This is a genomic window from Geobacillus sp. FSL W8-1251 (assembly GCF_038005945.1).
Taxonomy (GTDB): Bacteria; Bacillota; Bacilli; order Bacillales; family Anoxybacillaceae; genus Geobacillus; species Geobacillus stearothermophilus.
Map to the genome: position 1 here is coordinate 2,234,955 of NZ_JBBOUF010000001.1, position 26,117 is coordinate 2,261,071.

The window sequence follows — 26,117 nt, forward strand, 5'->3', positions numbered from 1 at the left end:
GGCCTTTTTCATGGAGTTGTTTCCCCAAAATGCTGCTGGGACAGTCTTTCATCGTACCGGCGGTAGCTGTCTGTCGATGTATACGGGTCTTTTTCATACGCCGGCAAATCGCCGATGTTCGACATGATGCCTTCGTCATCCAATATGTTTTCCAGCAGCTCATGCTCCCGCGTCGGGTACACACGTACGTGTCTGCCATGCAAATCGACGGCCGCGAAATTTTCCAAGTCTTCGACATAGCCGACGTTCTCTTCCGACTCGGCATACACTTCGCTGTAGGAATCGACGTTTTTGCCAAGGTCCGAAGGGGTGTCGGATGTGCCGTAGCGGGCTGCTTCCTGCCATGCATCTTCCGCGTCGTAAGCGACCGATTCCGCGCGGTCATCGAAATCGAATTTGCCAAACGGCGGCATAAGAACGCCCTCTTCAAGCGGCCGCTTTTGCGACACCGTTTGATCCGGGCTGTGCTCGCGGCAGTAGAGTGTTGTCGGCAGCGCCTCGAGCCGTTCGTATGGGATCGGGCGGCCGCATACGCGGCACGTTCCGTATGTGCCGTCGGCGATGGCGCCAAGCGCCCGTTCAATCTCGCGAACTTCGCGCTCGGCATGCTCCTTTAGGGCGAGATCTTTTTCCCGCTCATACAGCTCTGTCGCCTCATCGGCCGGATGGTTGTCGTAGCTCGCCAGCTCACCGACCGCATCGTGGGCGTGGCTGCGGATCATGCCGAAATGGTCGTTTTGCTTCAGCCGGTCTTCCGTCTCCCGTTTCATGTCGAGCAGTCTTGAGCGGAGGACGGCAAGCTGTTCGTTCGTCAGCATCAGTCGCAATCCCTTCCTTCGCAGTAGCGTCTATATGGTGTAGTATGGGCGAAAATCAAAAAAAAACACGGCCGTTTCGACCGTGTTTACAGCCATTGGCCGAAAAGCAAGCCGATGGCGAGCAAAAAGCCAAATTGTGTATTCGTTTGCGCTGTGGCCTTCATCGCCGGCATCATCTCCGCCGGTTTCGTTTTACCGATGAATCCGCGCGCCGCGGCGATTGCTTTTGGAATGCTCAATAAAGCGAGCAGCGCCCAAAACGGCACGATCTGAAACACCGCAAGCACGGCCGTCCAAAGAAAGGCAACGGCGAACATGGCAGCGAGCAGGCGGATGGCCCAATCGCGGCCAATCAAAATGGCGAGCGTCTTTCGCCCTTTTTCACGGTCGCCGTCCAAGTCGCGAATATTGTTCGCCAGCAAAATGGCGCCGACCAAAATCGCGATCGGAATGGCGGTGAGCACGGCGTCGCCGCTGATATAGCCCGTTTGGATGAAAAATGAAATCAAAATGATGACAAAGCCCATAAAAAACCCAGCCGCCAGTTCGCCAAACGGCGTATAGGCGATCGGAACCGGCCCTCCGGTGTAAAAATAACCGGCCGCCATGCAAATCGTTCCGACAACGGCGAGCCACCAACTGCTTTCGGCGCAAATGTAGATGCCGATGAGCATAGCCAACCCAAGACAGCCAAACGCCAACGCCAGCACCGTTTTCGGCTTGAGGCCGTCGCGGACGATGGCGCCGCCGATGCCGACCGACTCCGGTGAATCGAGGCCGCGTTGATAATCGTAGTATTCGTTGAACATGTTCGTCGCCGCCTGAATCAACAAAGAGGCGATCATCATCGCGGCAAACAGCAGCCAATCGATCGATGTTTCGCCAAGCGCCAGCACCGTGCCGACGCATACGGGCACAAATGCCGCCGTCAGCGTATGCGGGCGCGTCAGCCGCCAAAAGACGCGCCAGTCGCGGCGCGCCGGCGGGCGATGGTCCATATGTGTGAATGATTGCATATTCATTCCCCTTAGATTCTGTGAAAATGTCATTCGTTTATGTCCAAAATAAGTGTAGGCAAACGTTGAAAGCATGTCAACCCTTCCCGATAGATAAATGATTTCCTATTATATTATAATGGGAAGTGGGGATGGAGGGGGAATTTTACGACAGAAAGCGTGAGGAACGTGGCGATTGGATTTCGACATCACCTGCAGCAACAATTGCATAGATTGGCGGTGAATGCAGGGCGGCCGTTTGTCAGCTGGGCGGAACCGTGGGAGGGCGTTGATCCGGTTTCTTTTTTTATGCAAGGGCCGTCATGCGGCTTCCGCGAACGGTTTTTTTGGGCGGATCGAACCGGAGGCACGATATTGGTCGGCCTCGGCTCCGTTTATGCGATCGAAACGGAGAAGGCCGACAGCCGGTTTGATGACGTGGAAGCGGGCCGGCGCCGATGGAAGAAGGAGATGGAGCCATACGGCGCGGCCGATGCGCCGCCGTTATTGTTTGGCGGATTTTCGTTTGACCCCTATCGGCCGGGCACCGACATGTGGCGCGGCTTTCCGGCCGGGAAGCTCGTGGCGCCGGCCGCGCTTCTTGCCGTAAGAAACGGCAAAACGACGTTGACTGTCACCGTCCCAACGGACAAAAGAGGACGGGACTGGGAGCGGGTCGGGCGCTTGCTTGAGCGGATCAGCGACCCCATGGCCGCTCCAAAGCGGCTTCCGCGCCTTGTGTCAGACGAAGAAGAAGAGAAAGAACGATGGTTGGCGGCTGTTCGCGAAGCGATCGCCTCGATTCGGGCGGGGGCGTTGGACAAGGTGGTGCTCGCCCGCGCTCGGCGCCTGGCGTTTGCCAAAACGGTGGATGCCGCGGCCGTACTCCAGCGGCTTCGCGAGCAGCAGCCGTTTGCTTACATTTTTGCGTTTGAACAGGACGGCCGCTGTTTTATCGGCGCTTCCCCTGAGCAGCTTGTCCAAAAAGAAGGGAAAATGTGCCGGTCGGTTTGCCTCGCCGGATCGGTGCGCCGCGGGGCCGATATGGAGGAAGACGAGCGGCTTGGCGCTTGGCTGCGGGCAGATCGAAAAAACAACGAAGAACATCAGTTTGTTGTGCAAATGATCGGCCGCTTGTTTTCTTCCGTCTGCGAGACGGTCGAGATGCCGCCCGCACCGCAGCTGCTCAAGCTGCCGCACATCCAGCATTTATGCACTCCGGTTGTCGGCCGTGGCTCCCGCGAGCGCTCGGTGCTCCGCTTAGTGGAAATGATGCATCCGACACCCGCGCTCGGCGGAACGCCGCGCGATCGAGCGCTGGAGGTGATCCGCGCCCTTGAGCCGCTTGACCGCGGATGGTATGCAGCGCCGATCGGCTGGGTGGATGGCGAAGGCAATGGGGAATGGGCGGTCGCCATTCGCTCCGCCTTGCTCGCCGGGAAGGAAGCCATGCTGTTTGCCGGCTGCGGCATTGTCGCCGATTCCGACCCAAACAGCGAATATGAAGAGACAAATGTGAAAATGGCCCCGATGTTATCGGCGTTGGGAGTGATGAACGATGGCTGATGCCTTGTCTGTTTATGCAGCGGCATTGGTGGACGGATTGGCGCAGGCCGGGGTGACGGAGGCGGTGATCAGCCCCGGTTCGCGCTCGACGCCGCTTGCGATGGCGATGGCGGCCCACCCTGGCCTTCGACTATATATGAATATCGATGAGCGGTCGGCCGCGTTTTTCGCCCTCGGCTTGGCGAAAGCGAAGCAGCGTCCGGTCGCGCTCGTATGCACGTCCGGAACGGCGGCGGCCAACTATGGGCCCGCGGTTGTCGAGGCATACTATTCGCGCGTGCCGCTCGTGGTGCTGACGGCCGACCGGCCGCATGAACTGCGCGATGTCGGGGCGCCGCAGGCGATTGATCAGCTGCACTTATACGGACGCTACGCCAAGTGGTTTGTGGACTTGGCGCTGCCGGAAGAGGCGGATGATATGCTGCGATACGCGCGGACGATGGCGGCAAGAGCCGTCCAAACGGCCGCCGGTGCACCGTGCGGGCCTGTGCATGTGAACGCGCCGTTTCGCGAGCCGCTTGTCCCGCATATCGATGAGGCGGTTTGGGAGCGGGTGCGGTCTGTTTCGAGAGCGCCGCAAGTGTGGCACGGCCGCCCAGCGCTGCCGCAAGAAAGCGTATCGGCGCTGTATGAGCAGCTGTCGGCGGCGGAACGCGGGTTGATCGTCTGCGGGCCGCTCGATCGCCCTGGGTTTGCCGAGGCGGTCACCGAGTTGGCGCGGGCGCTTGATTTTCCGATTTTGGCCGATCCGCTTTCCCAGTTGCGCGTCGGTACGCATGACAAAACGTACGTGCTGGACAGCTATGACGCCATATTGCGGGAGGAAACCGCCGCTTCCAAGCTTGTGCCGGATGTGGTGCTTCGGTTCGGCGCCATGCCGGTGTCGAAGCCGCTCTTTTTATGGCTCAAGCGCCATCGCGCGATTCGTCAAATTGTTGTCGACGACGGCGGCTGGCGCGATCCAACGTTGTCCGCGGACAGCTTCGTTCAGAGTGATGAACTGATTCTTTGCCGCCAGCTTCTTGAATGGGCGAAACCGAAAGAAAACAAAAGCGCGTGGTCGGCGATATGGCTAGAGATGAACGCGATCGCCCGCGCGGTGCTTGAGCGCCATCTGCCAAAAGAAGAATGGTTTGAAGGGAAAGTGTTCACGGAACTTGCCAATTTGCTTCCAGCCGGGGCGACGCTGTTTGTCGGCAACAGCATGCCAATCCGCGACGCCGATACGTTTTTCTGGTCGACGGACAAGCCGCTCCGCGTGCTTGCCAACCGCGGCGCCAACGGCATTGACGGCGTCGTCTCGAGCGCCTTGGGGGCCGGCGCCGCCGCGGGGCCGCTTGCGCTCGTGATCGGCGATTTGTCGTTTTACCACGATTTGAACGGGCTGCTGGCAGCGAAAATGCACGGATTGCAGGCGACGATTGTGCTGTTGAACAACAACGGCGGCGGCATTTTCTCCTTTTTGCCGCAGGCGCGTCATGAAGGGCCGTTTGAAACGCTGTTTGGCACGCCGACCGGTTTGTCGTTTTCCGATGCCGTTGGGATGTACGGCGGACGGCACGCAACGCCGCGTACGTGGGACGAATTTCGCCGTCAAGTGGCGGAATCGTTTGAAGCAGGCGGGCTTCATGTTGTCGAAGTGCGCACGTCGCGCGCGGAAAATGTCCAAATGCATCGTTTTTTGTGGGAACGTGTTTCCCAGGAAATCGCGAAATTTCTCGAACATAAAGGAATGGTTTGATGTGGAGCTGAATGGGGTTCGTTACCATGTGGAACAATATGGCGAAGGGGAGCCGCTTTTATTGTTGCACGGGTTTACGGGCAGCGCGGACACGTGGCGGCCGCTCGCCCCGTTTTGGCCGGACTTCCGTGTGATGGCCGTCGACTTGTTGGGCCATGGGCGGACCGAGGCGCCAAAGGACGCCCGACGGTATCGGATCGAACACGCGGCGGCTGACTTGGCGGCGCTCCTTGACGAATGGGGCGTCGAACAAGTGAACGTGCTCGGCTACTCGATGGGCGGCCGGCTCGCGTTGGCGTTCGCCGTTTGGCATCCGCGCCGCGTTCGCCGCTTAGTGCTGGAAAGCAGTTCGCCCGGCTTGGAGACAGAGGAGGAGCGGCGCGCGCGGCGGGAAGCGGATGAGGCGTTGGCGCGAAAAATCGAAACGGAAGGCGTCCGTGCTTTTGTCGATGATTGGGAAAAAATCCCGCTGTTTGCCACTCAGCAGGCGCTTCCGGATTCGGTGCGAGCGGCGATTCGCCGCGAGCGGCTCCGCCATACGGCAACGGGGCTTGTCAACAGTTTGCGCGGGATGGGGACCGGCGTGCAGCCGTCGTTTTGGGAACGGCTTGGCGAACTTGCCATGCCTGTGCTCCTTGTTTGCGGGGAGCGCGATGAGAAGTTTTGCCGCATCGCCGCCCAAATGCACGAGCGGCTGCCCAACAGCGAACTTATCTGTGTAAAAGGAGCCGGACATGCAATTCACGTGGAACAGCCCGGCATTTTTGCTAAAATAGTAAGTGAATTCATAACAAAGGGGGAAGTGTAAATGCCGTTTGAATGGGTGAAGCAGTACGACTATGAGGACATTATTTACGAAACGTACAACGGCATCGCCAAAATTACGATCAACCGTCCGGAAGTACATAACGCGTTTCGGCCGAAAACGGTGAACGAGATGATCGATGCGTTCACAAAAGCGCGCGATGATTCGAATATCGGCGTCATCATTTTGACCGGCGCCGGCGGCAAGGCGTTTTGCTCGGGCGGGGACCAAAAAGTGCGCGGCCATGGCGGCTATGTCGGCGAGGATGAAATTCCGCGCCTCAATGTGCTTGATTTGCAGCGGCTCATCCGCGTCATTCCGAAGCCGGTCATTGCGATGGTCGCCGGCTATGCCATCGGCGGTGGGCATGTGCTTCATGTCGTATGCGATTTGACGATCGCCGCGGACAACGCCATCTTCGGCCAAACCGGGCCGAAAGTGGGAAGCTTTGACGGCGGCTATGGCGCCGGTTATTTGGCCCGCATCGTCGGCCATAAAAAGGCGCGGGAAATTTGGTATTTATGCCGTCAGTACACGGCGCAAGAAGCGCTCGAAATGGGGCTGGTCAACAAAGTCGTGCCGCTTGAGCAGCTTGAAGAAGAAACGGTCAAATGGGCGCAAGAAATTTTGGAAAAAAGCCCGACGGCCATTCGCTTCTTAAAAGCGGCATTCAACGCCGACTCCGACGGCTTGGCCGGCATCCAACAGCTCGCCGGCGACGCGACGCTTCTCTTCTACACGACCGAAGAGGCGAAGGAAGGAATGCGGGCGTTCAAAGAAAAACGGAAGCCGGACTTCAGCCAATTCCCGCGCTTCCCGTGATGAGAACGAAGAAGCAGCTTGATGGCGCGTCAAGCTGCTTTTTGTCGCTTTTCCGAAGGGAGGAATCCTTTCGCTGGCCGTCGGCGGAGGAGGGGGCAAGAAAGGAGCATTCCCGTTAGGAGCTTTTCCGGGGACTTGATCAAAAAAAGCCCTCTTGGTATGATGCAGGGGTGTCAACCACATCACTCACCATACCAAGGAGGACTTCAGATGAATTGTACACAAAACTATAAAATTGATCAAGTTACGGAACAAACGCTTGTCGTGGGCATCGATATCGCGAAACGAACCCACTACGCCTGCTTCGTGGATGACCGGGGGCGCGTGCTTCGCAAATCGTTCCCGATCTTCCAGTCGAAAGAGGGGTTTCAACAGCTGTATAAAGCGATTCAGGGGGCGATGCAAGCGTTCGGGAAGTCAGAGGTGATCGTCGCCGTGGAGCCGACCGGGCACTACTGGTTGAACCTGGCCTACTTCCTCGAGGAGCACGGGATCCCGTTGGTCATGGTCAACCCGGCGCATGTGTGCCGGTCGAAAGAACTTGATGACAACCTGCCGACGAAACACGACGCCAAAGACGCCCTGGTCATTGCCAGACTGGCAAAAGACGGACGATTCCTCGTTCCCCGGCTGCTGCACGAGATCGAAGCCGATTTGCGCGTGGGGAGCACGCTCAAAGAGAAGCTCCGCAAGGAACAGACGGCGGTGAAAAACGCGATCGTCCGCTGGACGGATCGGTATTTTCCAGAGTTTTGGACCGTGTTTCGTGACTTGGGGAAAACGGCGCTTTCGGTGTTGGAGTGGACGCCGCTTCCGGCTGATATGGCCGGCCGGACGGTGGAGGAGCTTCTTGAGGTGTACCGGCAAAGCGAAGGGATGAAATGCCCGCAGAAGGCCAAAATTCAGGCGTTGATCAACACCGCGAAGGACTCGATTGGGGTGACGGAAGGGACAGCGATGGCCCGGTTTGAGATCGCCGCGCTCGTCCGCCGATACCGCCAATTGGAGGCGGAGATCGCTGCACTGGACGCCGAGTTGAAGGCATTGGTTCAAACGACGATGGAGTACCAATGGTTGAAAACGGTCGACGGGTTGGGAGACGCCACGATCATCGATCTGCTGGCGGAGATCGGCAGCTTCGCCCATTATCGGGACCCGCGCCAATTGGTGAAGTTGGCGGGCCTGACGCTCAAGGAGAACTCCTCCGGCCAGCGCAAAGGGCAAAAGCACATCTCCAAACGGGGACGGAAACGGTTGCGCTCGGTGCTGTTTCGGGCGATGATTCCGCTGATTCGGCATAACGAGGCGTTTCGCGAGCTGCATGAGTATTATACGACCCGATCCGTCAATCCGCTGACCGGAAAGCAGTCCATCGTCGCCTTGTGCCGGAAGCTGTTGAATGTGCTGTTTGCGATTTGTACGAAGAAACAAGCGTTTGACGCGGAGCGAATGAAACAGGACGTCTTGTCCCAGGTGCAACGGGCGGCCTAAGGCCTCCCCCTGCGAACGGAAGAATCGTTGGACAACGAGATGACACCGGAGAAGCTGGCGTGATTTCATCCATTCGACCTTGAGTCCCTAAAGGAGCTTGGCCGGCCTCCGCCTGATGACGAGACCGAACGAGGGAATGTTGGCGCGAAGACGCCCGGAGACATGGGAGGGTTCGTCCTCATCAGCGACGCGGAGATCCAAAGGGTGCATCGAATATGCTTCCCCCCCCCGCGGCAGGAAAATATAACCAGCCGTGGCCGCGAAGCGCACCCTAGGTCTGTAAGATATCCACAAAACTGAAAAAGGATGTAAGGGATTTTGTCGAAAAATATTTTTTGGACACCCCTGAGAGGCCGAAAAGCCTTGATAGATCAACATTTCTAGAGGGAGGACGCTAGATGACAACGATGCCAAACTGGCTGAAGCAGCGGGCGTTTTTAACCCCGGAGCGAATCGCCGTGAGCGACGGGCGGCGGACCAAAACGTTTGCCGAATTGTATGAAGCGGCTGCCGTCTGGGCGCGGCGCCTCGCTCAAGCAGGCGTCAAGGAAGGAGATATTGTCGCCTTGCTGATGAAAAATCGCATCGAGATGATCGAGATCATCCATGCGTTGTTTTTTCTCGGCGCCCGCGTCCTGCTGCAAAACGTGCGCCTTACGTCCTATGAGCTTGGCTGGCAGCTTGATGACAGCGGCGCGCGGCTTGCCATCGCCGATGAGGAGCTAGCCGGGAGCCTTGACGGCGATGGACGCGTTCTGACTGTGGGCGCGGTTGCCGCGCTTCCGGAAGTGGACGTCTCCTTAAAAGAAACGTGCGATTTGGAGGAAGTCGCCACGATCATGTATACGTCCGGGACGACCGGCACCCCGAAAGGCGTGCTGCAAACGTACGGCAACCACTGGTGGAGCGCGGTCGGCTCGGCGCTCAATTTAGGCTTGCATGAGCGCGACTGCTGGCTGGCCGCCGTGCCGCTGTTTCATATCAGCGGCCTGTCGATCGCCATGCGCAGCGTCATTTATGGCATGCCGATGCGGCTGCAAACGTCATTCGACCCAAAGGAAGCGAACGAATGGATCATGCGCGGCGACGTGACGATCATGTCGGTCGTGGCTGCCATGCTTCAGCGGATGGTGGCCGAGCTCGGGGAAGCGCGCTACCCCGATACGTTCCGCTGCATGCTGCTGGGGGGCGGGCCGGCGCCGCGCCCGCTGCTTGAGGCATGCAAAGAAAAGGGCATCCCGGTGTACCAGACATACGGGATGACGGAAACGGCGTCGCAAATCGCAACACTCGCGCCGGAATACAGTTTGACGAAGCTCGGTTCGGCCGGCAAGCCGCTTTTTCCGGCGGAGCTTTGCATCCTAAAAGACGGAAAGCCGGCTGCGCCGCATGAAGCGGGGGAAATTGTCGTCAAAGGGCCGAATGTGACAAAAGGATATTGGCAACGCCCGGAAGCGACGGCGCAAGCGATCCGCGGCGGCTGGTTTTTTACCGGCGATATCGGCTATCTTGATGAAGACGGATTTTTGTACGTCCTTGACCGCCGTTCTGACTTGATCATTTCCGGCGGCGAAAACGTCTATCCCGCTGAGGTGGAGGCGGTGCTGCTGTCGCATCCCGATGTGGAAGAAGCCGGGGTGACGGGCGTCGAGAATGAAACGTGGGGGCAAGTGCCGTATGCGTTCGTCCGCCTGAAACGCGGAGCGTCGCCAGACGAAGCGGCCCTTCGCGCGTTTTGCCGCGAGCGGCTGGCGAAATATAAAGTGCCGGCCCGCATTTACTTCGTCGACGAACTGCCGCGCAACGCCGCGCAAAAACTGCTGCGACGCGAACTGAAAAGGCTCATTCCAAAAACGGAACAAACCTTTTGATAGGAGTAAAAACGCCTGTTCGGAAGCAGAAAAGGCAGGGCCTCGCCTAAGTCGAGGTTCCTGCCTTTTTGCCGCTGCCATTCCCGCGGCGTTCCGACCGGGAGGCATGGCGTTCGCCGAATCGAAGCCCTTGCTTTTAGACCGCTGCGATCCAGCTTCATCCGTCCGCTTTGTCCCCTGTTGGAGGACGGCCCTCAAACGTCATCCATCCACCCGAGTTCAGCGGCCCGATGCGCGATGAGCCGTTCAATCTCAGGTGGGAGTTGATCAAACGAACCGAACTCATAATCCCACAAACGGGCGAAGGAGTCGATGCAAGCTGGGTATGTTCCTAAAGCGGCCCGCTTCATTTCCTTTTGGAACGCTTGAATGAGACTGGCGCGCTTGTCCACCGTCATCCCCCTCTAACGATGCAAGCGCCGCCCGCAACACCGGGCAGCGCTTTATTTGCTGAATCGTTACGCTTCATTGGAAGGAGTAAACGTTTTGCAGTCCGTTTCCGACGAATCAGACGCCATGTTTCCGGCATGGCTGACCACATAAATGGACTCCGCGCTGCAACGGTTCCCTTCCGCCCAATAATGGCAGTTGCGCACTTCGCAAAGAACATCTTTCGCCATGGTCATCCCCCTTGTCGTGATGAAATCGCCCGCGTCTATAGTTTGACGCATTTGCAGGCATTTTATCCATCTCTAATCGAGAAGACTCCCGCTTGGGATCAACGGAAGCAGGGGCAATCGACAGCTTCCATCATGGTTGTTCTCCCACGCCTCCCCAAATATAAAAGAAGGATTTCGTGCAGAAATGGCGTTTCCTTCTTTACCATCGTTGAAGCGGGGGCTCATCGCCCAAAAAAATGATGAAAATATCTCTTGTTATAATTGACATAGAAAATCATTCTCAATTAAAATAAAAAAGAAAGAAGCGAGCAAAGGAGGCTTTCGTGATGGCATCACTGCTTGTTGTCGGAGCCGATCATTTAGGCCATATTACCGATAAATTGGAGCGTTCCGGATTCCGGGAAATCATTCATCTCAATGGACGAAAAGTGAATATGGTGAAACGCGACATTCCGGAGCATGTCGACGCCATATTGGTCATGATCGATTACGTGAACCATAATTTGGCGAAGAAAGTGAAAGAGAAGGCGAAAAGCAAAGACAAGCCTATTTATTTTGCGAAACGGTCATGGAGCTCGATCAACGCCGTGTTGGGGCAGCTGGAAAAACATGCATGAACAAACAGGAGGCGAGCCATGGTGCCTATCCATCACGAGACGTTGGATGTCTGGCCGTGTGCGCTGCGCCGGTTTCTTCGCCGCGTCATTCAAGCGTATTGCGACACCGCGCCTTCGCTGCGGTCGCCGCTTTGCTTGCTCCGGTTGATTGATCAGCACCGTTCGCTCCTTCCTTTGTCGATGTTTCCGACGCCGTTGCATTACGGACTTGTGTTGGCCAAGGTGACGGATCATTTGCTGCAGTTTTTCGGTTCGATGGAAGAGGCGGCATGCAAGCCGCTGCTGCTGGCGGACGGCGGATTGGGCGAAGAAGCGGATCGGGAGTTGTACATCGTTTACCGCGACCGGGTTCGTGTGCTGCTGTGGTGTGAGGAAGAGGAAGCCATTCGGCGATGCAAAGAAACGGCGTCGTCCTTATGCCGCAAAACAATCGGACGTTGTCCGAACGAACTGGAATGCTGCTTTTTATGGACGGGCGGACGCCGCATTGAGTGGATTCCGGCTTAAGGGAAGGAGAAGAGGCATGAAAAGCGTCTTTCTCGGGCGGAATGTGATGGAACGGATTCCGGCTTGAATGAAGGGGATCGCCGGCGTATAATGAAATAGATTGAAAATGAAAATCGTTATTTTTAAATAAAATGGGGGAGCAAGTTATGAAACGCATGCCTTGGAAAATCATGGCCACGTCGGCGGCGGCCTCGCTGCTTTTGGCGTCCGGCTGTTCCGCCGTCGGGGAGAAAGAGAACGGCCGTTCAGCGGAAGCGCCGCGCCTGCACGTGCCGGTGGCGGACGATCATTTTGATACGGCCGGCAATATGTTTGCCTACTCGGAATTTGAACTTTCGGGCGAACCGCTCGCTGAAGGGCTCGGGCTTGATTTGGACACCCTTGACGCGAGAAAGCCGGATGAGCCGACGAAATTTGACTATACGGCCGGCATCGAGTCATACGAGTATTCCGAAGAAGCCATGTATGAGGTGACAGAAAAGTCAGGGCTCGGGCTCCATCTCATCAACGGCCCGATCGCCAAGCAACGGGCCGAACAGCGGCATAAGCCAGCCGATGAAGCACTCGCCGACCGTTTTTATGAGCTTGCGGACAGCGTCGGCTATCCGCGCGAGGAAATTTTCCGCAACATGTTCCCGACCTTCATCGAGTACGCCGGCGGCGATCCGCATTATGCGCAAAAGGTTGACACGGACGTGTACGCGGAAAATGACGACGGTACATACGTTCCCGTCTATCAAGTCGATTTCCAATCGCTTCGCTGGGATCGCGGAAAAATGGACAAAGTGCTCACGCCATCGGCTTACGGCGGTGTCTTTTTGAAGCAAGCGCTTTGGGCCGGCGACTTTTTGGGGAATTTTCATCAAAAAGACAGCGATGAAGAGGTGGAGGCGAAAACGCCAAACGACGATCAAAGCGGGAACGTCGCTCTTGGCGTCAGCTCCGCCGACGGGATGCAAGGGATGATTTTGACGGAACAAATATGGAACAAGCTGGCTTTTATCCGTGACCATTTATTTTATGATGCGAAGCAACAGGCGTTGACGAAGGCAGCCGGCAGCCGCTACAACCCAAGCGGGGGATTCGTCTATTTGCCGCACGCGGTGGAATTGGCTGAAGGGGGAAGCGAGCTGGCGCCGGATGCGGCGAAGTTGGTCGTCAAAGATCCCCGCAGCTTGCTTGAGGACCAATGGCTCATGCTATGGCCGGCGGCGGAGTTTTTCGGCATGACCGACCAGCGGCCGGAAAACAAAAACCAAAACCCCGCGTTTTTGGCCGTGTTTGACGGAAAACCGTTCCCGAAAGCGGCAAAAGAAAATGTGGATGCCGATCCAGCCAACGACCGCGTGGCCGACGACCCGTATTCCGTCAACCGCGACGTGCTGCTGCAAGTGTTTCGCAACATCGATGCCATGCATTTCAATGAAAAAGCGGGCGCGTTTGTGACCGAACATGACGGGCGAACGCAAGGAAATCGGGTCGATACGTTCCAAGCCGGCTATACAATGGAAGCGCTCCGCATCTTCGAACGGGCGATTGACGGGATGCCGGTCGGCTATGCGAGCGGAGAGAGCGCCAAAGGGCTTGGCACGCCGGAAGGAAAGCGGGCGCTTGAGCTCATCCGCCGGCAAGCGGATTTTATCATGCACAACTTGATGCGAAAAGACGGGCTTGTCGAAAACGGCTATACGATCGGCCAAGGGCCGGATCAAGACGAGCCGACGCTTCTTGCCCAGCTTGGTGCGATCCGCGGGCTTACGGCGGCGTTTTTGGCGACGAAAGACGAAGCGTACCGCGATGCGGCGCGCCTTGTTTATGAGGCGATGGACCGCCATTTTTGGGATCAAAAATGGCACGTGTACCATACGGGAGAAACAGAGGATAAGTACACCTCGTGGCTCGCCGGCGCGTTGTCGGGGGTGTTCCGCGTGGCGCTGCAAAACTTGAACAACGACCAAGCGGATGAGACGGCGAAATCCCTTGACCGCGAAACGATCATCTCCCGTTACGTCGACTTTTACGACCGAATCGTCGATGGCCCGACGCTTCAGGAAGGGATGCAGGCAAGTGAGTTTTGGGATACGGGAGATGTCTACATCAAAGGGAAAAAATTGGGCAACACTGACCGCGACCATGTGCCGCAAGTGCAGGCGGCCGGCGGCCCATACGGCGTGGCGCCGGTGTTGCGGACGGTCAAGGTCGATGTTGGATCCGGCAACAAATAACAGAAAGAAAGCGGCGAATACGACTGAGATTCGCTGCTTTTCTTTGTAAAATTGAGGATGGTTATCATTTTCGTGAAAAAACGGGGGAATATTGAAATGCGAAAATGGTGGTTCGCCGCGGCGATCGCCGCGCTGTTGGCCGGCTGTCAGGACGAAAAGGCATGGCATGAGCAGCCGAAAGTGGTCAGACACGCCCCGGCGCACGGCGACAACATCGCCGTAAGCAGCGACGGGCGCTATGTCTACACCGCCAACATCGATGTGGATACAGTGACAATCATCAACGCGAAAACCAAAACGAAGGAAGCGGAAATTCCCGTCGGCCGCGAACCACGCCAGCTGGCGCTCAGCCCGGATGGACGGACGCTGTATGTTTCCTGCATGTACGATGATGAAGTGGACGTCGTATCGCTTGACAAGCGGACAGTCGTCGACCGTTGGAAAACGGGGATCGAGCCGTTCGGCATCGTCACCAGTCCAGATGGGGAGGAAGTATATGTCGCCAACTACCGCTCGGGCACGGTCTCGGTGTTTGACGCTGAGAGCGGGAAGCGGACCAAAGACATCCAAGCGGGCGATCGGCCGCGGGCGCTGGCGCTGACAGCGGACGGAAGGAAGCTGTACGTGACGCAATATTTGGCGGCTAAAGTCACCGTGATTGACACAAAGAAACGGCGGGCGGTCAAGGAAATCGCCCTCGCCCCGTCGCCGGATAAAGCCGATCGAAAAAAGAGCCAAGGCATTCCGAACACGCTTGAGCAAATCGTCATCGCCCCGGACGGCAAAAAAGCGTATATTCCGCACTTATTGACGAACATCGATACGCCGATCCAATTTGAGGAAACGGTGTTTCCGGCCATCTCGGTCATTGATGTGACGAACGACGTTGAGTTGCCGGACGAGCGGAAAGAGCTGTTTGCCGCGATCAATGTCACTGATGTTCATAACGAGACGATCATCGTCTCCAATCCGTACGATGTGGCGTTTTCCCCGGACGGCGGCAAAGCGTACGCGGTCATGTCTGGAAGCGAGGACCTCGTCGTCTTTGACTTGCGCCGCGGCGGCAAGGCGACGCAAATTTTGCGACGCATCCACGGCAACAATCCGCGCGGGATCGCGATTTCGCCGGATGGGAAGACGCTTTACGTCCACAACGCCATGAGCCATGATTTGGCCGTGATCAAAACCGGAGGAAAAAGCCCATATGCGAAAGCGAAGCAGGAGAGCGGCACGATCCGCCTCATTGCGAAAGATTCGCTCTCCCCGCTCGTGCGTGAAGGAAAAACGATCTTTTACAGCGCCAACAGCGACGAGTTTGCCATCAACATTACAGGAAACAATTGGATGAGCTGCGCTTCGTGCCATAGCGACGGCGACATCAACGGCTTGACGCTCATGACGGCGAAAGGGCCGCGCAACGTGCCGAGCAATATTTTGGCGACGAAAACCGGGCTGTTTATGTGGGATGGTTCGCGCGACGATTTTACCGACTACATTCATACGGTGCAAGGCGAGATGGGCGGCATGACGGCGATCGACCCGTCCAAGCCGCTGCCGCCGAACGTCCAGCATATGTTTGACGCCATTCTCGCCTACTTGAACGACCCGCGTTCGTTCCCCGTGCCGAAAAGCCCGTATCGAAAGGCGGACGGCAGCTTGACGGCGGAAGCGAAGGAAGGGGAGCGCCTGTTTAACGGGAAAGGGAATTGCTTAAGCTGCCATGGGGGCGAGTATTTCACCGACAGCGTCAAGGCGGTCGGGCCTGACGGGAAATTGACGACTGCCAATACCGCCTACTTGCACGATATCGGCACGGCCAATCCGAAGGACCGCGCCTCCAAAGGCGACGCCCGCGCCCGGTTCACAAACCCGCGGACGCCCAAACAGTGGGATACGCCGACGCTGCGCGGCGTATGGGCGACAGCCCCGTATTTGCATGACGGCAGCGCGAAAACGATCGAGGAAGCAATCCGGCGCCATCGGACGAAAGAAATGCAAACATTGACGCCGGGAGAAATTGCGGCCATTGCGGCCTATGTCCGCTCGCTGCAATAGTGAGAGTGATGGGTGAGGAAAAGGGTGCTTTTCTTTCTGCAGGGCAGAAGATCGCACGTCATAAAGGAAGGTGTCCCACGCGTGTTGGGGACACCTTTTTCCTTGTTGTTTTGGCCGTACATAGCGCTTATCGTGCATAAACAAACGCCAGAAATAGACGAAGCCGGGAAACAAAATGAGAAAGCCCACGAATCGAAAGAGGCAGGCGGTTGTATTTCAATAAAGGGCTTTTTGCAGCACGTGGAGATTCTCGGCCATAAGAGCAAAGTAATCTTTGTGGGCTTTTCGATCTTCATCGGTCAGCGATTCCAAGTTATGCAGACGGAGCGGCTTGGCGCCGATTTCGTTCTGAATCACTTCCGCCGTTTTGGGACGAACATTTTGTTCGAAAATGACATAGCGGATGTGATGCTGTTTGGCTGTCTGGATGAGCTGAGTCAGCTCTTTTTGCGATGGTTCGTTGCTCGGAGAAAGCCCGGAAACACTCAGCTGTTTGATTCCGTAGCGGTCTTCCCAATATCCGTAAGCTTGATGGGAAACGAGTATCTCTTTTCTGGGAGCTTTCTCCACTGTTGAACGGAATTGCCCGTCAAGGCGCTCGAGTTTCATCTTTAACGTTTCAAAGTTTTGCATAAACAGGTCTTTTTTTTCAGGTTTCAGTTCCATCAGCAAATCGCGGATGTTCTCGGCGATCGAAATGGATCGGATGGGGTCAAGCCATACGTGAGGATCTTTGTCTCCGTGTTCATGGCCATGTTCTTCCTCATGTCCCTCTCCGTGTTCATCTTTGTGCCCTTCGCCATGCGCATGCTCCTGTTCATGGTTCGATTCAAGCAATTCGATGCCGTTTGTGGCAACGAGAAATCGGACGTGCTCATTTTGTAATGTTTCCTGCAGTTTTTCGGCGAACGGTTCCATCCCGTGGCCAATGTAAATGAAGGCGTCCGCATCGGCAATCTGCTGCACGGTTTTGGTTGTCGGTTCGAACGTATGGGATTCCACTCCCGGCGGGTAAACGCTTTTGACGTTCACGGCGTCGCCGCCGATTTTTTTCGTAAAGTCTTCAAGCGGATAGACGGTTGTATAAATCGTCAATGGGTCGTTCGATGTTTGGGCCTTATGTGCCTCCGGTTTTGCTTGGCAGCCGTATAGCCAGGCGCTTGCCGCCAAAAGGAAAGACAAAAGAATGGATGGTAGTCTCATATTGAACTCCTTTCTGGGCTCAAGGATGTCCGCATTTATTATATCGTAATCATTACGATTTACAGGATTAATCATATAAAAAAATCAAGCAAATGGCAAGGCCATTAAGTGATTTTGTTTCTTTTCACATGTTCTGATGATTCAGGAACAGGATCAAAACCGCCCGGATGGAACGGATGGCATTTCAAAATGCGCTTCGCCGTCAGCCATCCCCCTTTTATGGCGCCAAAGCGCCGGATCGCTTCGATGCCATAGTTCGAGCAGGTCGGATAAAAGCGGCATGTCGGCGGCTTGAGCGGAGAAAGAAAGCGTTGATAAAAGCGGATGCACCAAATCAGCCATTGGCCCATGTACAGTTCTCCTTTCTGTGATCATCATGATTACAATAGAACAAACCGTTCTTTTGTTCAAGAAAAACAACTGTCGTTCGCTCGGAAGGGAGCGCCGACTCAGCCTTGCTTTTTGGGCATAGACGCCAAGCCGAACGAGAGGCAAAAAAGATGCGGAACGTTCCTCGTCTTGGTTATGATAAAAAAGAGAATAAATAACTAGGAGTGATTGACATGCCTTCACCGGTGGAAAGCTTTGAATTGGATCATTGCGCGGTCAAAGCGCCGTACGTTCGGCATTGCGGCGTTCACAAAGTCGGCAGCGACGGCGTCGTCAATAAGTTTGACATCCGTTTTTGCCAACCGAACAAAGAGGCGATGGATCCGGCCGCGATTCATACGCTCGAGCACCTGCTTGCGTATACGCTGCGCCGACATGCGGCCAAATATGATCATTTCGATATTATCGACATCTCGCCGATGGGCTGCCAAACCGGGTTTTATCTTGTCGTGAGCGGCTCGCCAACCGTGGACGAGATCATTGATTTGTTGGAAGAAGCCATGAAGGACGCGCTCGCCGCGACGGAAGTGCCAGCCGCGACCGAGCGGCAATGCGGCCAAGCGAAGCTGCATGATCTAGAGGCGGCCAAACAGCTGATGCGCTTTTGGCTTTCGCAAGAGAAAGAAGAGTTGAAAAAGGTGTTTGGTTGATGAACAAGCCAGCCCCGCGCCGCTACTGCGGCTGCTTCGGGCCGGCTTGTTGTTCGCCGCCGTGTTCATTCGGGTGCGGATCGACCGTATGCTTGTAGGCATACGCTTTGGACGTCGTGACGACCGCCAGCACGAGAACGACAGCGGCGATGATGAGGCAAACGATCAAGGTCCAGTACATCATGACGCCCGCCTTTTTTCTTTTTATCTTAATTAGGCGAGAAGACTCCCACTTCAACGAAGCGAAGCGGAGTAAGTGGGAGATGAATCGCCTTAACTATATTTTGCTGAAAATAGGATAGATTCAGTAAAATATAACCCGTGGTGCTAGATAAACTTGATCAAGCATAAAAATAGCCCTTGCTGGCGGATCTCCAGTAGAATGAAAGTGTCACCCAACATTCGAAAGGAGAGATCCCCCATGCAAGAGCACTTTCATTTTACTACAGATCCAGCCAAACTTCAAAAACAATATGCCGCTATTTTCTGTTTTGTTTCTGCCCAACTGTCGTTGATTCAAATGTATCTTCATCGCCGCAACCGTCACTTGGTCAAGCAAGAAGACGAAGTGGTCATGGCGGTTCACCTTTTGGGGAAGCTGCTGGGCTTTTCTTCCGAACGAGCCTGGCATCGTTTTGTCACGGGAAATTTGTTCACAAACGGCTCGTTTCTTGAACGCTCCCGATACAACCGCCGCTGCCGGGCGCTTGGTTTCGCCATCAAATGGATCCGTCATGAGCTGGCGAAACGTGGCCAACACCATGCTTATGCGGTCGTCGACAGCTTGCCTCTTCCGTTGTGCCATCCCGCAAGAATGCAGCGCGTCAAGCGATTTCGAGGGATCGCGGATATGGGGTATTGTGCTTCCAAAAAGCAATGGTACTACGGTTTCAAGCTGCATCTTCAAGTGACCAATCAAGGGCTGGCCATGGGCTATGTCGTGACGGAAGCGTCCTGCCACGACGTCAAAGCCGCTGAAACGGTGATGACTCAAATCCCTCATCCCTACAACTTTGGGGACAAAGGGTACATCAGCCGCGCTCTTCGAGAAAAGCTGTACGAAGAACACCAAGCTGCGTTCTGGACACCGTCTCGACACAATCAAAAGCACGGCCCATCCAAAGCATGGGAAGAATGGATCCGAAAAAAACGCAAAGTCATCGAGACGGTGTTTTCGATTCTCGTAGACCAATACCGGATCACCGACATTCGAGCGAATTCCATGGCCGGGTTTGAAGTGGCACTCGATGGCATCTTGTTGGCGTATTCCTTGGTCACACTAGGGCTGGTTGAGCGCTGACACTCAACTAGCACCACGGGTTAAAATATAGTATAATATAGTTAGATGGGAGGTGAAAAAATGTATTTTTGTATCAAACAACAGCTAAATGGTTTGACCAAAGAAGAATACTTGACTCTTCGAGAACTGTGCCATATTGCCAAGAACATGTACAACGTCGGATTGTACAATGTCAGACAATACTATTTTGAACACAAGGAATTTTGACGGCGATGAGATTCCTGAATATAATGCCGACAATCCAAAAGAATATAAGTTCAGCGGCAAACGTATTAAGCGCGGCTTGTATCGAACAAAGTCTGGCAAACTAATTAATGCTGATGTCAATGGCGCATTAAACATCTTAAAGAAAAGTAAAGCTGTAGACCTGAGTGTCTTATGCTCTAGCGGCGAAGTGGACACGCCTCAAAGAATAAGGATTGCTTGAAGCAGTCAAACTTCTTTGGAAGCCCCCACTTCAAATTTTCGCTAGAAAATTAAGTGGGGGTAGTTCACTATACCATATCTGGCAGAGCTGGCGTTCATATTTCCGGTGAAATCGGGCAAGCTATCCATCGACACATTTTCCATGTTTCATCAACAAGCCAGCTGGGTACAAGAACCATAAGGAGGAGTGAGAGGATGACAACTCGACTGATCGATCTTGTCAACAAGCAAATCGCCAACTGGACTGTGTTGTACGTGAAATTGCACAACTATCATTGGTATGTCACCGGGCCGCAGTTTTTCACGCTGCATGAAAAATTCGAAGAGCTGTACAACGAAGCCGCGATCCACATTGACGCACTGGCCGAGCGGCTGTTGGCCTTGGGTGGCAAACCTGTGGCGACGATGAAAGACTGCCTCAAGCAGGCGTCCGTCAAAGAAGCAGCCGGGACGGAAACGGCGGAGCAAATGGTCGCTTCGATTGTCGGCGACTTTGAAACGATGATCGGCGAATTGAAGGAAGGCATGCAGCTGGCGGATGAAGTGAACGATGAAACGACGGGGGATATGCTGCTTGGCATTCATCGCAGCTTGGAAAAACACGTCTGGATGTTGAAATCGTTCTTAGGACGATAAGAATGAGGAGGCTGTCCTCAGGCCGGGGGACGGCCTTTTGCTTCGTGCAAGGCGATCGAGCTGTTGAAAGATGAAATAAAATGAGCATAGTTTTCCCCGATTGCCCCACACTAAGCAAAAAGAGCAGAAGGAGTGAACGAAGGTGGCAGACGAACGGAAAAAGACGTATTACGTGTCGATGGCAACCGGGGAAATTTCCCAATTGAAAACCGCGTCGCCGTGGGACTTTCAAATCGAGGCGACTGATGAGGAAATCGCCCGCCTGCGCGAGTATTTCGACCAGAACTACTCGACCGACTGGCAGGCGTTTTGGCGTGCCCACGTGCCGTATATTCAATACCATTACGACCGGGAAAACGATGCGTACGACCGGACGATGGTCGACATTTACAAAATGATTTATGAGCTCGGCAACGACGAAGCGAAAGCACACATCCGCTCGATAGGCATTCTTCCGGACGAAAAAGAAGAGTAAACGCCGCGAGTCGAGCGGCGTTTTTCTGTATAATGGGGAGAGGAAAGGGGAGAGTCCGATGCATGAATTTCGCGATTATTACGGACATCGCGTTCGGCTGGCCTTTGCGGATCATCCGTTTTCCCCCTCCCCCGGGCATGTATGGGTCATTTGCCGCTATGGCGGGCGATGGCTGTTGACGGATCATCCGCGCCGCGGCCTTGAGTTTCCCGGCGGCAAGGTGGAAGAAGGGGAAACAGCGGCGGAAGCCGCGGCCCGCGAAGTGATGGAAGAAACGGGGGGAATTGTCGGCCGGCTCGAATACATCGGCCAATATAAAGTGGAGCCGGATATCGTGAAAAACATTTATTTTGCCGACATCGCTGCGCTCGTCGAGCGGGGGTCGTATTTGGAAACGAACGGTCCGGTGCTGCTTGAGGCGCTGCCGGATGACATCCGCGCCGATCAGCGTTTCAGCTATTTCATGAAAGATGACGTGCTTTCACTGGCGCTTGCCAAGTTGAAACAGCGCGGGCTGATCGATTGAAAAGGGGCGCCGATCGGCGGCTCCCGAAGATGGGCTTCCCAAAAGCGGCGGATGCCGGCTCATTGGGACGACAGGAATGAAACGAGACGCCCGTCAACATTCGGCGAGCGTCCCGCTAGCGGCGGTTTCCCCATTTTTTTTCGATCAAGGCGACAAGCTGATACATAATGGTCGACAGCAAGGCGACGATGAGCAGGCTCATCAACACAAGCGTGAAGTTGAACACTTGGAAGCCGTAAATGATTAAATACCCAAGCCCTTGCTTGGAGATGAGAAACTCGCCGGTGATGACGCCGACCCAAGCGAGGCCGACGTTCACTTTCAACGTCGAAATGATCGCCGGGAACGACGCCGGCAGCACCGCCTCTTGAAAGCATTGGTAGCGGGTGGCGCCGAACGTCCGCAGCACTTTCAAATAGTTCGGATTAACTTCTTGGAACGCCGAATAGACGACAATCGTTGTGATGATGACCGAAATGACGACGCCCATGGCGATAATCGACGTAAATCCCGGCCCAAGTGCGACGATCAAAATCGGCCCGAGGGCGACTTTCGGCATGGCGTTGAAGACGACCAAATATGGATCGAGCGTTTTCGCCAGGCGCGGAAACCACCAGAGGACCGCGCCGATGAGCGCCCCGCCGGCGGTGCCGATCAGAAAGCCGAGCAACGTTTCAAACAATGTCGCCCACGTGTGGACAAACAGTGAATGATCGCCGAGTTTTTCGCCAAACAGCTTGGCGATGGCGGAGGGCGAACTGAATAGGAGCGGATCGACCCAATGGAAGCGGCTCGCCGCTTCCCAGACGGCGAAAAAGGCGACAAGTAGCGCCGTCTGCCAAAGGCGGATCACTCGCCGCTCTTTGCGCAATGCGGCGAGGTATTCACGGTGCAGCGACTGGATGCGGTCAGGAGCTTGATTCAAGAGCCTCCATCTCCTTCCAAATGGATTGGAACAATGGCGAAAACGCCGGATGCTGGCGGGCGGCAAGCGGCGGGCGGCTGCGCAGTTCATCCGGGATGACAAACGTCCGCACAAGGCGCCCAGGGCGCGGCGAAAACAAGAAAATGCGATCGCTCATGGCGATGGCTTCTTCGATGTCATGGGTGACGAGCACCGCTGTTTTTTCGTATTGTTTTAACGTCTTCCAAACGAGTTCTTCCAGTTTCAGCTTTGTTTGTTGATCGAGGGCGGAAAACGGTTCATCAAGCAAAAGCAGCTTCGGGTCGGTCGCCAACGTGCGCACGAGCGCCGCACGCTGGCGCATGCCGCCGGACAGCTGGCTCGGGTAATACGACTCGACGCCGGCTAGGCCGATCTCCGCCAGCAGAGCGAGCGCCCGTTCTTTGGTTTGAGCAGTTAGCGTTCTAGTCATTTTTAAGCCGAGAAGGATGTTTTCTTCGATTGTTTTCCATGGGAATAGGTAGTCTTGCTGAAGCATGTAGCCGACCGCGCGCCGCGCCGTCGGCGCGGCCATTCCGCTCGGCCAAATCGGTTGGCCTTCGATGTGGACCGCCCCTTCCGTCGGTTCAATCAGCCCAGCGATGATGGACAAAAGCGTCGTTTTGCCGCAGCCGCTTGGGCCGAGAAAGGAGACAAATTCTCCTTTCTCGACGGACAGCGACACATCATCGAGTGCAGTGACAGCGGTCGTTTTTGTCAAATACGTGTGCGAAAGGCGGTCGATGGCAAGAAACATTTCGTTCACCTGCTTTCGTCACTTGTTCATCGCGTTTTTGGCAAACGACGAATCAACAAGCGTGTTCAGGTCGATGCGCTTCGGCAGCTCGCCGGCTTCGGCCATAATGGTTTGCAAGTTGTTCCATTCTTCTTCATCCAAAATCGGATCGGTCGCATAGGTCCCTTGGCTTTTGTAGCGCTCAACCACTTTTTCGATGATGGCCGAGTCCGTGTCCTTAAAGTACGGTTGAATGGCTTTGGCAATTTCAGCTGCGCTGTGCGATTCGACCCATTGCTGCGCTTTGTAGATCGCGCGCGTAAATTTTTCAATCACGTCTTTGTTTTCGTTCATGTAGCTTCGTTTTGCCATATACGACGTGTACGGCACGCGCCCGGATTCGGTGCCGAATGAAGCGACGATATAGCCTTTCCCTTCTTGTTCAAAAATGCTCGCTGTTGGCTCAAACAGCTGGACGAAATCGCCGGTGCCGCTCGCAAAGGCGTTGGCGATATTGGCGAAATCGACGTTTTGAATGAGATGCAAATCGTTGTGCGGGTCAATGCCGTGTTTTTTCAGCACAAACTCGCCGACCATCTGCGGCATGCCGCCTTTCCGTTGGCCGAGGAACGTGCTTCCTTTCAACATCTCCCATGTAAAGTGGCCGATTTTTTTGCGCGAGACGAGAAACGTTCCGTCCGTCTGGGTCAGTTGGGCAAAGTTGATGACCGGGTCGTCCGTTCCTTGGCTGTAGACGTAAATCGACGTTTCCGAGCCGACAAGGGCGATGTCCGCGCCGCCGGAAAGCAGCGTCGTCATCGTTTTGTCGCCGCCCCATGTCGTCGTCAGTTCGACATCCAGCCCCTCTTCTTTAAAGAAGCCTTTTGCCAGGGCGACGTACTGTGGTGCGTAAAAAATCGAGTGCGTCACTTCGGCGAGCCGCACTTTTTGGAGCGGCTTTTCGCTTTGGCCCCCGTCATTCGTGCAGGCGGAAAGCGGCAAAAGCAGCAGAAGCGAGCATAACCATACGGCCCATTTTTTCATGTTCGTTAACCCCCCTTGGTTCGCATGCGGTAAACCGTGGTTTCACCTTATCGTATGCACGCAGCCAAAATGTGTGAATGTCTAGAAAAAATGGGCGGTCGAACGAGAACGGGCGGCGGTCGGGACGCTCCTCGCGCTCGAGGGCTTTTTCAAGCTGACGCTCGGCCAAGGGACGGCATGCAAGAGCGGCGAGGCAGTTGGACAGCCCCACTTGCCCTAATGAAAGAAGGCGTTGGGGGATGATGACGGGTGGTTCGCATCATCTGTTTTCGCGTAGGAAGGAGGCAGGCGTATGGACGGGGACATCATCGACCAATACCGGTTTCCGTCGCCGCATCCGGGAATCGATGTGTTCTTTGTCACCTATATGTCCCAAGGGCTGAAGGTGAAAGGATTTTTAGCGGCGCCGAAGCGAAAAGGCGTTTATGACGGGTTTTTGTATTTGCGCGGCGGCATCAAAAACGTCGGGCAAGTGCGGGTGCCGCGCCTTGTCCAATTCGCTTCGCACGGGTTTGTCGTCTTCGCTCCGCTCTATCGCGGCAATGGGGGCGGAGAAGGAAACGAAGATTTTGCCGGTGAAGACCGTTATGACGCGCTCGCTGGGTTTCATCTCCTTCGCCGCCATCCGCTCGTCCATCCCGGGCGCGTGCACGTGTTTGGCTTCTCGCGCGGCGGGGCGATGGCGCTCCATGCCTCCCTAATGGCCGAGGGGGTCTGTTCGGTGGCGGTCTGGGGAGGGGTGGCGGATATGGAGCTTACGTATTGGGAGCGGCCTGACTTGCGGCGGATGATGAAGCGCGTCATCGGCGGGACGCCGAACAAATGCCCGGAGCGCTACCGGCACCGCACGCCGCTCTATCATCTGGAACGGCTCAAGGCCCCGGTGCTCATCATCCACGGCGAGCGCGATGAGAACGTCTCGATTGAGCACGCCTGGCGGCTGGAACGGCGGCTGAAGCAGCTCGGCAAACCGGTCACGGCTTGGTACTTCCCTGAGTTCACCCACTATTTTCCGCCGCAAGCCAATCGCGAGACGGTGCAAAGGCTCACGGAATGGATGAAACAACAGCCGACGATGTGATACGATACAACTAGAGGGGCGGCTGCGTGCGCCGCTCGGGTGGCGGCGCGGCCGCCAACGAATCGATGGGGTGCCAAGGAGGTTGGAATCATATGGGCATGCCGATGGAGCTGCAGACGGTCATTGTGACAAAAGGAAAGGAACAGCGCGTTCAAGGAAATGTGTTTGTGTTGAAAAAAGAAGGCTACCGCTTGTATCCGCTTGACGTGCCGCTTGAAGTGCGCCGGACGGTGCAAAGCGAAGCGAGCGGCGTCGCGGTCGTGAGAAAGCTCGAATGGGAAGACAGTCGGACGACGGTGACGTATGAGCTCGTCAGCCTGTATTCGACGAATTGAACGAGGCTGCACACCATGAAGCGGCTGAATGAGAGCTGAACGGGTTCATCGGACAGGAGCGCAAACGGAAGAACGGTTTGCGCTCTTGGCTCAAGTTTTTTCCGTCTATAGTTAACTTGTGGCGTCAGGCCGGTTCAGACAAGCATAAAAATAGCCTTTGCTTGAGGATTTCCTGTGCGACGTTTGATCATACCATAAAAAAAGTAGGGGGGAGGAGAAGGAGTTTGGCCGCGGAGAGC

The 26,117-nt window shown here is 55.5% G+C and carries 28 protein-coding genes and 1 pseudogene; 19 read left to right on the forward strand and 10 right to left on the reverse strand.

Going from position 1 to position 26,117, the window contains the following annotated elements; all coding sequences use genetic code 11:
* Positions 1-8: 8 nt before the first annotated feature.
* Complete coding sequence (locus NSS88_RS11805) at positions 9-818, reverse strand: yteA family sporulation protein (RefSeq protein ID WP_061580607.1); 810 nt, start codon at positions 816-818, stop codon at positions 9-11.
* Between the two features lie 86 nt (positions 819-904).
* On the reverse strand, positions 905-1,834 hold the full coding sequence (locus tag NSS88_RS11810; RefSeq protein WP_341084699.1) for a 1,4-dihydroxy-2-naphthoate polyprenyltransferase: 930 nt from the start codon (positions 1,832-1,834) through the stop codon (positions 905-907).
* 168 nt (positions 1,835-2,002) lie between these two features.
* On the opposite strand from NSS88_RS11810, the gene NSS88_RS11815 reads away from it, so the two are divergent.
* From NSS88_RS11815 to NSS88_RS11840, 6 genes are all read left to right on the forward strand, one after another.
* Positions 2,003-3,379 (forward strand): isochorismate synthase, encoded by a 1,377-nt coding sequence (locus NSS88_RS11815; protein WP_042381875.1) that lies wholly within the window; start codon positions 2,003-2,005, stop codon positions 3,377-3,379.
* Complete coding sequence (menD, locus tag NSS88_RS11820) at positions 3,372-5,120, forward strand: 2-succinyl-5-enolpyruvyl-6-hydroxy-3-cyclohexene-1-carboxylic-acid synthase (RefSeq protein WP_055358915.1); 1,749 nt, start codon at positions 3,372-3,374, stop codon at positions 5,118-5,120. Before NSS88_RS11815 ends, menD begins: the two co-directional genes overlap by 8 nt.
* A 1-nt stretch (position 5,121) precedes the next feature.
* Positions 5,122-5,928, forward strand: coding sequence for a 2-succinyl-6-hydroxy-2,4-cyclohexadiene-1-carboxylate synthase (menH, locus tag NSS88_RS11825; protein ID WP_055358916.1), 807 nt, complete (start codon positions 5,122-5,124; stop codon positions 5,926-5,928).
* Complete coding sequence (gene menB / locus NSS88_RS11830; protein ID WP_011232345.1) at positions 5,929-6,747, forward strand: 1,4-dihydroxy-2-naphthoyl-CoA synthase; 819 nt, start codon at positions 5,929-5,931, stop codon at positions 6,745-6,747.
* A gap of 210 nt (positions 6,748-6,957) precedes the next feature.
* Entirely contained in the window at positions 6,958-8,238 is a 1,281-nt protein-coding gene (locus tag NSS88_RS11835) for an IS110 family transposase (protein WP_012749092.1), read from the forward strand.
* 398 nt (positions 8,239-8,636) lie between these two features.
* A complete protein-coding gene (locus NSS88_RS11840; protein WP_011232344.1) occupies positions 8,637-10,109 on the forward strand; it encodes an o-succinylbenzoate--CoA ligase in 1,473 nt (490 codons plus the stop codon).
* 194 nt (positions 10,110-10,303) lie between these two features.
* On the opposite strand, the gene NSS88_RS11845 is transcribed toward NSS88_RS11840, so the two are convergent.
* A complete protein-coding gene (locus NSS88_RS11845; RefSeq protein WP_055358728.1) occupies positions 10,304-10,501 on the reverse strand; it encodes a hypothetical protein in 198 nt (65 codons plus the stop codon).
* A gap of 66 nt (positions 10,502-10,567) precedes the next feature.
* Entirely contained in the window at positions 10,568-10,729 is a 162-nt protein-coding gene (locus NSS88_RS11850) for a DUF1540 domain-containing protein (protein WP_064502500.1), read from the reverse strand.
* A gap of 326 nt (positions 10,730-11,055) precedes the next feature.
* On the opposite strand from NSS88_RS11850, the gene NSS88_RS11855 reads away from it, so the two are divergent.
* From NSS88_RS11855 to NSS88_RS11870, 4 genes are all read left to right on the forward strand, one after another.
* On the forward strand, positions 11,056-11,346 hold the full coding sequence (locus NSS88_RS11855; protein ID WP_061580884.1) for a DUF2325 domain-containing protein: 291 nt from the start codon (positions 11,056-11,058) through the stop codon (positions 11,344-11,346).
* An 18-nt stretch (positions 11,347-11,364) separates the two neighbouring features.
* The gene (locus tag NSS88_RS11860) at positions 11,365-11,853 is read left to right on the forward strand and encodes a hypothetical protein (protein WP_061580885.1); all 489 of its coding nucleotides are present in this window, start codon (positions 11,365-11,367) and stop codon (positions 11,851-11,853) included.
* Between the two features lie 146 nt (positions 11,854-11,999).
* Complete coding sequence (locus NSS88_RS11865; protein ID WP_049624993.1) at positions 12,000-14,078, forward strand: hypothetical protein; 2,079 nt, start codon at positions 12,000-12,002, stop codon at positions 14,076-14,078.
* Between the two features lie 96 nt (positions 14,079-14,174).
* On the forward strand, positions 14,175-16,133 hold the full coding sequence (locus tag NSS88_RS11870; protein WP_049624994.1) for a beta-propeller fold lactonase family protein: 1,959 nt from the start codon (positions 14,175-14,177) through the stop codon (positions 16,131-16,133).
* Positions 16,134-16,349: 216 nt separating this feature from the next.
* On the opposite strand, the gene NSS88_RS11875 is transcribed toward NSS88_RS11870, so the two are convergent.
* Together NSS88_RS11875 and yidD are read right to left on the reverse strand one after the other, a co-directional pair.
* Positions 16,350-17,336, reverse strand: a complete 987-nt coding sequence (locus tag NSS88_RS11875) for a metal ABC transporter substrate-binding protein (RefSeq protein WP_049624992.1) — start codon at positions 17,334-17,336, stop codon at positions 16,350-16,352.
* 104 nt (positions 17,337-17,440) lie between these two features.
* Positions 17,441-17,686, reverse strand: a complete 246-nt coding sequence (gene yidD / locus NSS88_RS11880) for a membrane protein insertion efficiency factor YidD (RefSeq protein WP_033014569.1) — start codon at positions 17,684-17,686, stop codon at positions 17,441-17,443.
* A gap of 213 nt (positions 17,687-17,899) precedes the next feature.
* On the opposite strand from yidD, the gene NSS88_RS11885 reads away from it, so the two are divergent.
* The gene (locus NSS88_RS11885; RefSeq protein WP_011232335.1) at positions 17,900-18,376 is read left to right on the forward strand and encodes an S-ribosylhomocysteine lyase; all 477 of its coding nucleotides are present in this window, start codon (positions 17,900-17,902) and stop codon (positions 18,374-18,376) included.
* 22 nt (positions 18,377-18,398) lie between these two features.
* Here the strand turns inward: NSS88_RS11885 and ytzI are convergent, their stop codons facing one another.
* Complete coding sequence (gene ytzI / locus NSS88_RS11890; RefSeq protein WP_015375668.1) at positions 18,399-18,560, reverse strand: YtzI protein; 162 nt, start codon at positions 18,558-18,560, stop codon at positions 18,399-18,401.
* A gap of 237 nt (positions 18,561-18,797) precedes the next feature.
* Here ytzI and NSS88_RS11895 point away from each other — a divergent pair, with 237 nt between their 5' ends.
* The 6 genes and pseudogenes from NSS88_RS11895 (at position 18,798) to ytkD (ending at position 21,739) form a co-directional block, all read left to right on the forward strand.
* Positions 18,798-19,676 (forward strand): IS982-like element ISGsp1 family transposase, encoded by an 879-nt coding sequence (locus NSS88_RS11895; protein ID WP_289493462.1) that lies wholly within the window; start codon positions 18,798-18,800, stop codon positions 19,674-19,676.
* A 60-nt stretch (positions 19,677-19,736) separates the two neighbouring features.
* Positions 19,737-19,883: a hypothetical protein gene (locus NSS88_RS11900; protein WP_161804328.1), complete on the forward strand. Its 147-nt coding sequence runs from the start codon at positions 19,737-19,739 to the stop codon at positions 19,881-19,883.
* Positions 19,879-20,103: pseudogene (locus tag NSS88_RS11905) on the forward strand (RNA-guided endonuclease TnpB family protein); the annotation flags it as partial. The gene NSS88_RS11900 and the pseudogene NSS88_RS11905, both read left to right, overlap by 5 nt.
* A gap of 194 nt (positions 20,104-20,297) precedes the next feature.
* A complete protein-coding gene (locus tag NSS88_RS11910; protein WP_033014567.1) occupies positions 20,298-20,738 on the forward strand; it encodes a Dps family protein in 441 nt (146 codons plus the stop codon).
* Positions 20,739-20,880: 142 nt separating this feature from the next.
* Complete coding sequence (locus NSS88_RS11915) at positions 20,881-21,213, forward strand: hypothetical protein (RefSeq protein ID WP_033014566.1); 333 nt, start codon at positions 20,881-20,883, stop codon at positions 21,211-21,213.
* Positions 21,214-21,271: 58 nt separating this feature from the next.
* Complete coding sequence (gene ytkD, locus NSS88_RS11920; RefSeq protein WP_047818907.1) at positions 21,272-21,739, forward strand: RNA deprotection pyrophosphohydrolase; 468 nt, start codon at positions 21,272-21,274, stop codon at positions 21,737-21,739.
* Between the two features lie 115 nt (positions 21,740-21,854).
* Here the strand turns inward: ytkD and NSS88_RS11925 are convergent, their stop codons facing one another.
* From NSS88_RS11925 to NSS88_RS11935, 3 genes are read right to left on the reverse strand one after another with little or no spacing between them, the layout of a single operon-like run.
* Entirely contained in the window at positions 21,855-22,664 is an 810-nt protein-coding gene (locus NSS88_RS11925; protein WP_049625030.1) for an ABC transporter permease, read from the reverse strand.
* Entirely contained in the window at positions 22,648-23,439 is a 792-nt protein-coding gene (locus NSS88_RS11930; RefSeq protein ID WP_055358727.1) for an ABC transporter ATP-binding protein, read from the reverse strand. Before NSS88_RS11930 ends, NSS88_RS11925 begins: the two co-directional genes overlap by 17 nt.
* 18 nt (positions 23,440-23,457) lie before the next feature.
* Positions 23,458-24,462 (reverse strand): ABC transporter substrate-binding protein, encoded by a 1,005-nt coding sequence (locus NSS88_RS11935; protein ID WP_049625029.1) that lies wholly within the window; start codon positions 24,460-24,462, stop codon positions 23,458-23,460.
* A gap of 292 nt (positions 24,463-24,754) precedes the next feature.
* Between NSS88_RS11935 and NSS88_RS11940 the strand changes: the two genes are divergently transcribed.
* Positions 24,755-25,543 carry an alpha/beta hydrolase family protein gene (locus tag NSS88_RS11940; protein ID WP_049625028.1) on the forward strand — a complete coding sequence of 263 codons (789 nt, stop codon included), beginning with the start codon at positions 24,755-24,757 and terminating at the stop codon, positions 25,541-25,543.
* A 92-nt stretch (positions 25,544-25,635) separates the two neighbouring features.
* The gene (locus NSS88_RS11945; RefSeq protein ID WP_011232325.1) at positions 25,636-25,878 is read left to right on the forward strand and encodes a DUF2584 domain-containing protein; all 243 of its coding nucleotides are present in this window, start codon (positions 25,636-25,638) and stop codon (positions 25,876-25,878) included.
* Positions 25,879-26,117 lie beyond the last annotated feature (239 nt).